This window comes from Streptomyces sp. NPDC020898, from assembly GCF_044333925.1.
Taxonomy (GTDB): Bacteria; Actinomycetota; Actinomycetes; order Streptomycetales; family Streptomycetaceae; genus Streptomyces.
The window spans coordinates 503325-510400 of sequence record NZ_JBIRRV010000004.1; the positions used below are offsets into that span (position 1 = coordinate 503325).

Here is a 7076-nt window from a genome sequence, read left to right on the forward strand (position 1 = left end):
GCAGGTTCTCTGTCGTAGTCTGCAGGGCCGTGACGTACTGGCCTTTGGCCTATCCTCTGCCCGGAAGATTTCAAGTCCAGTGAGACGTTTGTGATGCTATGAGGTCTGTGGTGTCGGTTCTCTGCGTTTGGCGGGGTCGTTGATCCACGCCTTCTGGGGTATCTCGGGTGGTGCGGGGCGGCGGCTGAACCGTTCGGGGTGGCGGGCGTATGCCGTGGCGAGTGTGACGGCCCTTTGGTCGCGGACCTCCTCGGCGGTGCCGAAGTGGACGCTGGCAGGCGTGTGCCATCCGATGCCCGAGTGCCGGTGTTCGTGGTTGTAGTACGAGGTGAAGGCGTCGAACCATTCGCGGGCGTGGGCCAGGGAGTCGAACCGTTCGGGGTAGTCGGCCATGTACTTGGTGGTCTTGAACTGGGCCTCGCTGTAGGGGTTGTCGTTGGAGACTTGCGGCCGTGAGTGGCTTCGGGTGACACCGAGGTCGATCAGCAGCTGGGAGACCTTCTTCGACGTCATGGACGTGCCGCGGTCGGCGTGGATGGTCTCGGGCACGACGCCGTTGCGTTCGATGGTGTCCCGGATCAACTCCTCGGCCCGTTCGGCTGATTCGGCGCGTTCGACGGTGTGGCCGACGATGTAGCGGCTGAAGATGTCGATGATGACGTAGGCGTGGTACCAGTTGCCCTTGGCCGGTCCGGCCAGCTTGGTGATGTCCCAGGTGAAGACCTGCGAGGGGGCGGTGGCGACCAGTTCGGGCACGGCCTTGGCCGGGTGGGTGGCCTGGCGGCGCCGCTCGCCGGCCTGGCCCTTTTCGCGCAGGATCCGGTACATCGTGGAAACCGAGCAGTGATAGCGGCCCGCGTCCAGCTCGCGGGCCCAGATCTGGGCGGGTGGCAGCTCCGCGTACTCGGCGCTGTTCATCAACTGCAGTACCACTGCACGCTCTTCATCGGTCAGGGCCGATGGTTGCGCCTGGGCGTGGGAGCGGGGTGTGCGGGCCGCCGGGGGCTTCAGCCTGCGGTAGTGGGTGGCCCTGGACCGGCCGGTCAGCCGGCACGCGGCCGTGATGCCCAGCTGGTCCTCGACGCCGGTGAACGCGGTGTCCACCACCGGATCGACGGCGTGCTTCAGTCCGTGCTCTCGGAGATCATTTCCAAGAGCGCGGACGCTTTTCCCATCACCTCGAGTGCGGCCTTGTTCCGCGCCAGGTCCTTCTGCAGCCGCTCCACCTGCTGCCGCAGCTTCTCGTTCTCCACCTCCGCGGCGGACTTCTTCGCACGGGCCGGGCTGGTCCGGCGGTCGACCAGGTTCTCCAGAGCCCCGGCATCCCGGGCGGCCCTCCACTCCTTGACATGCGAGTGGTAAAGCCGTTCCCGACGCAGGACCGCGCCCTTCTCGTTTCTGGGCGCGGCGTCGTACTCGGCGACGATCCGCAGTTTGTACTCCGAGGTGAAGGTGCGGCGCTTCGGCCTCGGTGCCGGGTCGGACCCGACGGACTCGGTGCTTGGCATAGGGGGCGATTCTCCTGTCGTGCCCTCTCAGGCTAACCCCGCAGAACGGGACGTCTCACCCAAGGCTGACAGAGAGGGGCCCGGTCTCCAAGAGGTCGAGGGATGGCTAGGCAATCCTCACTCGCGCGGCCGATCAGCTAGATCAGATGACGTCGATGGCAACAGTGAAGCCCTCGGGCTTGTCCACGACAAGCTGGCCTCCAAACGTCTTCATCGGCAGATCGGTGGGCAAGTCCTCGCGGGAGATGAGGTTCTTGTCCATGAGGAACTTGAGCATGTCAAGAGACCGCTGTCGATGCTCACTCGTCCGGCTCTCCTTGAGCGCTTCTAGGAGTAGGAGAGCCTGACTGATGTCCTCAGGGTGCGCATTCAGGTGCTGTCGGAGCAACGACGACGGATCCAACTCCGCAGTGAGTCGGTTCCCTTCGTTGTCGACAACCGGAACCTCCACGCGAGTGTCCGCCGGCATACCCCCTAGCGCAGCGCGCTGCCATAGAGCGTCGAACCGGCCGAGTTGCTCCTCCGGGGTCGTACTGCGTGCACGGGTCGCCAGTACCTCGACCATAGCGTCAATAACAGTCCATCTAGGGAGGTTTGGGCCGGTAAGCGCCGTATGTAGGGTGCTGCGAGAGATAGACTCTTTTGCTTCCTTGCTGAGCGCGCCGAACATCTCAGCCAAGGTCGGGCGGCCGGCTTGTAGATGAAGGATGTGTAGTGCGTCGCTGAGATCTCGCAACGGCCCATCCTCCAGTTGCGGCTTCTTGAAGACCCCCGGCTTCCCCATGCGGCCCCCCAAGCGTGTCCACAACCGTCCACAACTGTCCAGACAGAATGGCATGTCGTCCTGATCCATGGGGCCGCATCCGGAGATGTACCGAACTGCTGACCGTCATCTAGAGGGTCGAGCGCCGGGTCCATGGTGGTGTCAAGTCACCACCGAGACCCGTCTAGGAACTTGGAGCACGGTGCTGCTAGCCGCGCACTGCGACCAAGATCCTTTGCCGTGAGTGGCCTCATCCGCTTCTAGAGGCTGAACACGGCAAAGTCCCTGAGAGGCTCCGACATGCAACAACTCTTGGAACTGGTCAGCCCCAAGCATCTCCTCGCGGCCCTACGCGTCCTCCCATTGATCATTGTCGTTGTACTCCTCGCTCCAGCCTGGCTCTTCTGGATCTTCCTACCCGAGGGTCGGCAACTGCGGGTCATCGACCTCGTGAAGCAGTTGATCAAATGGACAAAGGCCACACGAGAAGAGGCCTCTTCTCCCTGAACCCCTCGCACCCCACCAGGTCGACTGAGACCTCAGCTTGAGAAGCTTGGGCTCTTTGGCGGTGGTTGCTCAGCTGACCTGCAGCGGAGTCATGTTGGAGTCCTAGTCGCACCCTGGACAGTTTCCCGCTGTTCCCCGTGGTTCCCCGCAGGACTGCCACGCGAATGGCACGGCCCCTTCGCCTCCAACAAGCCTTGGCAGAGCTGCGCCTGGGAGTGCATGGGGCCTCAGCCGACGATAGCCAGCCACGACGGCGGGTGCGCCGACCGACAACGCGCGCGTATGCCTCGCTGCACCCCCACTGGCCTCAGCCACGCCTCTACCGTCGATCGCAACAAGCCCGGACAGCGAGCCCGTGATGACGCTGCCTGAGCCCTCCGCTCGGGAAGCTCGGTTTTTCCAGACGCCGAAGCTCTACTGAGCTGGAGTGGCGTCAACCCACGGTGAGCCGACGAGTAGTGCCCCGGTGTTCCCCGTGATTCCCCACACGATCTTTGATCGGGGTCGGCAGGCAGTACGCAGGCACGCAGCACCAGCCCAGTTCTGCAATGCACGCTACCAACCCTGACCACGTCGACTACGGTGATACGCATGCAGAGTTCAGAGCTATCCGTCCAAGGGCAGAACCTCCACCAGCTCTACAACCAGTACTACAAGAACAAACTCCTTGTCGACCGTCGCTATCAACGAAAGCTCGTCTGGACGCGCGACGAAAAGGAAAAGCTCATCGACTCCGCAGTCAACAAGCTTCCGATCCCTCTAATCCTCCTCGCCCAGAGAAGGAAGGGAGGGATGGAAATTCTTGAGCTAATCGATGGACTTCAGCGCCTTGAAGCATTCTTCTCTTTCATGGAGAATAAATATCCTTATAACGGTGAATACTTTGACCTAGCGACAACGGGTGACACCTTGGCTAAGCTCCACTCGGGAGAGCTCAGTCAAAAGGAACCCGTAATGTCGCGCGAGACATCCTTGGAGATCGCCAACTACCAAATCCCGGTCTCGACTTATCGAGATGCAGCAACCTCGTCGATCGACGAGGTGTTCCGCCGAATTAATAGCGGCGGAAGGCGCCTAAGCCTGCATGAGATTCGGCAGGCAGGTGTAACTGGGCCACTGTCAGATGTAGTGCGACGCACTAGCGCCACCATTAGGGGCGACGGAACTTTCGCCGAGGCTTTGACTCTCCGCGAGATGGAAAAGCTCTCCATCTCGCGGAAGGATCTCGAATACGGCCTAGATCTAGACCTTATCTTCTGGACGCGACACAATATTATTGGTGCAGATGACATTCGTTCATCCGGTGACGAGGAGATGGTTTTGGACCTGGTTCTCGACGCCGTCCTTACTCCCTGGCCCACAAGCGGGTGGCAGAATCGAGATGTAGCCTACGGTTTGCCGCGGAAAATCAAGTCGGCATCTCCGAATGAAGTCGACGCAGCCATCGTGGCTGTCGGTGTCGAAAACTTGCAACAACGCATCGTGGCAGTAATCGAGCTTCTGGATGAAGCCATGCACGATCACGGCCCTCTCGGCCGTCATATGGTCCACCTGGAGACCTACGAGAAGGGAACGCGACGGCAGTTTCAGGCAGTCTTCTCCATCATCTACGAACTCACCTTTATTGATGATATGCAGCCTCTCTCGCTGGAGGCTATTCGCAACGTCTTGGACAACTTCTGGGGGCGCGACCTTGCCATTCCAACTGGAGGGAGCGCATGGGGTAAGGATGAGAAGGCTAAGCTCTACCCGCAAGTAAAGCGGCGCATCAAGAAGGCTTTCTTTAAGCCCGAACCCAAAAGCATTGCCAAGCAACTCAATGCGCGACTTCTGATTGAAAGCTATCTGCAGGGACCAGTTAACGAGGATCCTCTCGTCGAGCTTAAGCAAGGGTTCTGCGTACTTTCGAACCCGCCCACCGAGAATATGGATCTGTTTGACGAAGTAATGCAGACTGCAGTCGGCATGGCAAACTGGAGCCGCGACGCAACCGGTCTCATTCTGATCGGAATTGCAGACAAACCATCCGCGGCGCATCGATCGACAGAACTCTTCGGCGTAACTCCGGTCGAGATTCACGGGCAGCACGTATTGGGTACCGAGGAGCAGATCTCCCACTTGGGTCACGACGTCGACTCCTGGTGGCTCAAATGGCAGGAAAAGATTAAGTCTGCTCCAGTGGACTCTGATTTCTCGGCCGACCTCGTGCACAGCTTTAGCCCGCTCGTCTGTGACGGAAAAGTCCTTTGGATTATGAAGCCTCGATCACTTGGCAAACCCATCTCATACAAGAACAGGTTTTTCGTGAGGGTAGGCGCATCAACGCACGAGATGGAAACTGATTCTTTCCTCTCCCACATCTCTCGCAACTTCTAACGCAAAGCGTTGCGGGGTCGCCTTTAGGTTGCATCATTACCCCGGATTTAGGAATCGAATGGTCGGTGAAACGGCTTTGGCGTGAGTGATCATGGTCCCGTAAAGCCGCGGATTCGACCGCCCCAGTCACGACGTACCCCTTCTCTGGCATCAGGCCGCTGATTGCCACGAGCGCGGCACGGGCGCCGGCCGGGCTGGAGCGGGGCGGAGACAGGAGCGCAGGCCCGGCCGGGGGCCGGGCCGCGCGCGGGGAGCGGAGCAAGCCGCCTTGAACCAGTAGAGAAAGTTGTAACTCAGTGCTCGGTTCTGTGGCTGGTGGGGTTCTTGAAGTCGTGTGCGCAGGCTGGGAGTTCGGTCGCCTGGCGGTGTGCAAGGGGCAGGAAGAGTGCCGATCGGACGGTCCAGGTGATGCGGGTGTTGGCGTGGGTGATGGACACCGTGCAGGGTTTCGCGTGCAGTAGCGCTCTCCGGGTTTCGATGCGTCCCTCGTACAGCCAGGCCCATGCCTCGTCGGAGGCGTCCGAATCGAGTGCCGGTGAGATGGTGCGCAGGGCGATGGCGATCCATCTGTCGGCCTGGGGTGGCGAGTAGGCGTCGAAGGATCCTCGGAGTACAGGTGGCTCCGCCTCGGTGAGATCCTCGGTCCAGCACTCGCACCAGAAGCCCCGGCGGGGCCCGTTGGTCAGCACGGGTGGCCTCCCGGGCGGGTGTCGGTGAAGAGTTCTGCGGTCACGGTGTAGCCGCCCTGCCTGTCGTGGACCACGACCCGGTGGGCGAGTGCGCTGACCATGCCCAGGCCCCGGCCGTGCTCCGCCTCCTGGTCCCGGTGCTCGACCTTTGGGGCCGTACCAGTGCCCCCGTCGTCGGTGACTGACAGGGCGATCACCTGTGCCGATACCGCGAGCGCCAGATGGAAGCTTCCCGTCTCCAGGCCGCTGGCCGTGTGCAGGACTGCGTTGGTGCTCAGCTCGCTCACGATCAGCTCGGCGTCGTCGGCCAAGGGGGAGCCGTTCAGGATGTCGCGGGTCCAGCGGCGGGCCCGGCTGATCTCTTCGGGGGAGCCTGGGCAGGTGAGGCCCCAGACCCGGGCAGTGCTCGTATACTCGTGCATACAAGTTCCTTTGTGCTGGTGGGACGGCATGTACAGCGGGTTCGGGCTAGACGAGTTTCGTGCCGTCGTGGGCGCGGACGGCCGGTGGGGAGGTCCCGTTCAGGGAGTCGAGGGCGTCCAGGACGCGGATCGCGTATGCCTCGTCGGCGAGTTCGGTGACTTCTTCGCGAGTGGCCCAGCGCAGTGCGCGGGTCTCGGTTCCGGTGGTGGGGGTGCCGTCGGCGGTCTCGCAGCGGAAGACGAGCGAGACGATCAGGCCGGTCATGTTCTTGTAGACGCCGGTGAGGGTCGCCGGGTGGGCGATTTTGATGCCGGTTTCTTCGAGGACCTCGCGTTGCAGGGCCTCGGGGATGGTTTCCTCGCGTTCGAGGATGCCGCCCGGGGGTTCCCAACGGCCGTTGTCGCGGCGTTGGATCAGGAGGGCCCGGTGCTGGTCGTCGACGATGACTCCGGCGACGCTCACGGAGTGGGGGCGGTCTGCGGTCACGTTCCTCGGGCCTCCCGGATGGCTAGGCTCATCACCGTAGCAACATCACTCACCCACTCGTCTAGATATCTAAAGGAGTACGTGTGAGTTCACTCCCGTACGCCGGTCTGCTCGGTGTCCTGGATCCCACGAGTGATCGTGCGGTGTTCCGGCAGATCGCCGACCAACTGCGCGAGGCCATCAGCCGGGGTCGGTTCTCGGAGGGCGACAAGCTGCCGTCCGAGGCCGAACTGGTCGACCACTACGGGGTGTCCCGGATGACTGTCCGCAACTCCTTCGCTGTTCTCCAGGGGGAGGGGCTCGTGCACGCCGAGCACGGGAAAA

Annotated in this window: 8 protein-coding genes; 2 read left to right on the forward strand and 6 right to left on the reverse strand. The window is 61.9% G+C overall.

The features are described 5' to 3' along the window. Nucleotides 1–96 precede the first annotated feature (96 nt). From ACH4TV_RS16700 to ACH4TV_RS16710, 3 genes are all read right to left on the reverse strand, one after another. Complete coding sequence (locus ACH4TV_RS16700; protein WP_398398583.1) at nucleotides 97–1107, reverse strand: IS3 family transposase; 1011 nt, start codon at nucleotides 1105–1107, stop codon at nucleotides 97–99. A 17-nt stretch (nucleotides 1108–1124) separates the two neighbouring features. Further along, on the reverse strand, nucleotides 1125–1508 hold the full coding sequence (locus ACH4TV_RS16705; protein WP_398398585.1) for a hypothetical protein: 384 nt from the start codon (nucleotides 1506–1508) through the stop codon (nucleotides 1125–1127). A gap of 142 nt (nucleotides 1509–1650) precedes the next feature. Then, on the reverse strand, nucleotides 1651–2292 hold the full coding sequence (locus tag ACH4TV_RS16710; protein WP_398398587.1) for a hypothetical protein: 642 nt from the start codon (nucleotides 2290–2292) through the stop codon (nucleotides 1651–1653). Between the two features lie 1077 nt (nucleotides 2293–3369). Here ACH4TV_RS16710 and ACH4TV_RS16715 point away from each other — a divergent pair. Further along, complete coding sequence (locus ACH4TV_RS16715; protein ID WP_398398589.1) at nucleotides 3370–5154, forward strand: DUF262 domain-containing protein; 1785 nt, start codon at nucleotides 3370–3372, stop codon at nucleotides 5152–5154. A 293-nt stretch (nucleotides 5155–5447) separates the two neighbouring features. On the opposite strand, the gene ACH4TV_RS16720 is transcribed toward ACH4TV_RS16715, so the two are convergent. Genes ACH4TV_RS16720 through ACH4TV_RS16730 form a run of 3 tightly spaced genes read right to left on the reverse strand, consistent with a single transcriptional unit; the run spans nucleotide 5448 to nucleotide 6728 of the window. After that, a complete protein-coding gene (locus ACH4TV_RS16720; RefSeq protein ID WP_398398591.1) occupies nucleotides 5448–5843 on the reverse strand; it encodes a hypothetical protein in 396 nt (131 codons plus the stop codon). Continuing rightward, nucleotides 5837–6265, reverse strand: a complete 429-nt coding sequence (locus ACH4TV_RS16725; RefSeq protein WP_398398593.1) for an ATP-binding protein — start codon at nucleotides 6263–6265, stop codon at nucleotides 5837–5839. Before ACH4TV_RS16725 ends, ACH4TV_RS16720 begins: the two co-directional genes overlap by 7 nt. A gap of 46 nt (nucleotides 6266–6311) precedes the next feature. Beyond that, complete coding sequence (locus ACH4TV_RS16730; RefSeq protein WP_398398848.1) at nucleotides 6312–6728, reverse strand: NUDIX hydrolase; 417 nt, start codon at nucleotides 6726–6728, stop codon at nucleotides 6312–6314. Between the two features lie 107 nt (nucleotides 6729–6835). Here ACH4TV_RS16730 and ACH4TV_RS16735 point away from each other — a divergent pair. Continuing rightward, nucleotides 6836–7076 (forward strand): winged helix-turn-helix domain-containing protein (locus tag ACH4TV_RS16735; protein WP_398398595.1); only part of this gene is annotated, 241 nt, incomplete at its 3' end.

Bases quoted from the DNA above. Each gene is read 5' to 3' on its own strand.
- ACH4TV_RS16705 (WP_398398585.1), bottom strand. From the start codon at position 1,508: ATGCCAAGCACCGAGTCCGTCGGGTCCGACCCGGCACCGAGGCCGAAG.
- ACH4TV_RS16710 (WP_398398587.1), bottom strand. From the start codon at position 2,292: ATGGGGAAGCCGGGGGTCTTCAAGAAGCCGCAACTGGAGGATGGGCCG.
- ACH4TV_RS16715 (WP_398398589.1), top strand. From the start codon at position 3,370: ATGCAGAGTTCAGAGCTATCCGTCCAAGGGCAGAACCTCCACCAGCTC.
- ACH4TV_RS16725 (WP_398398593.1), bottom strand. From the start codon at position 6,265: ATGCACGAGTATACGAGCACTGCCCGGGTCTGGGGCCTCACCTGCCCA.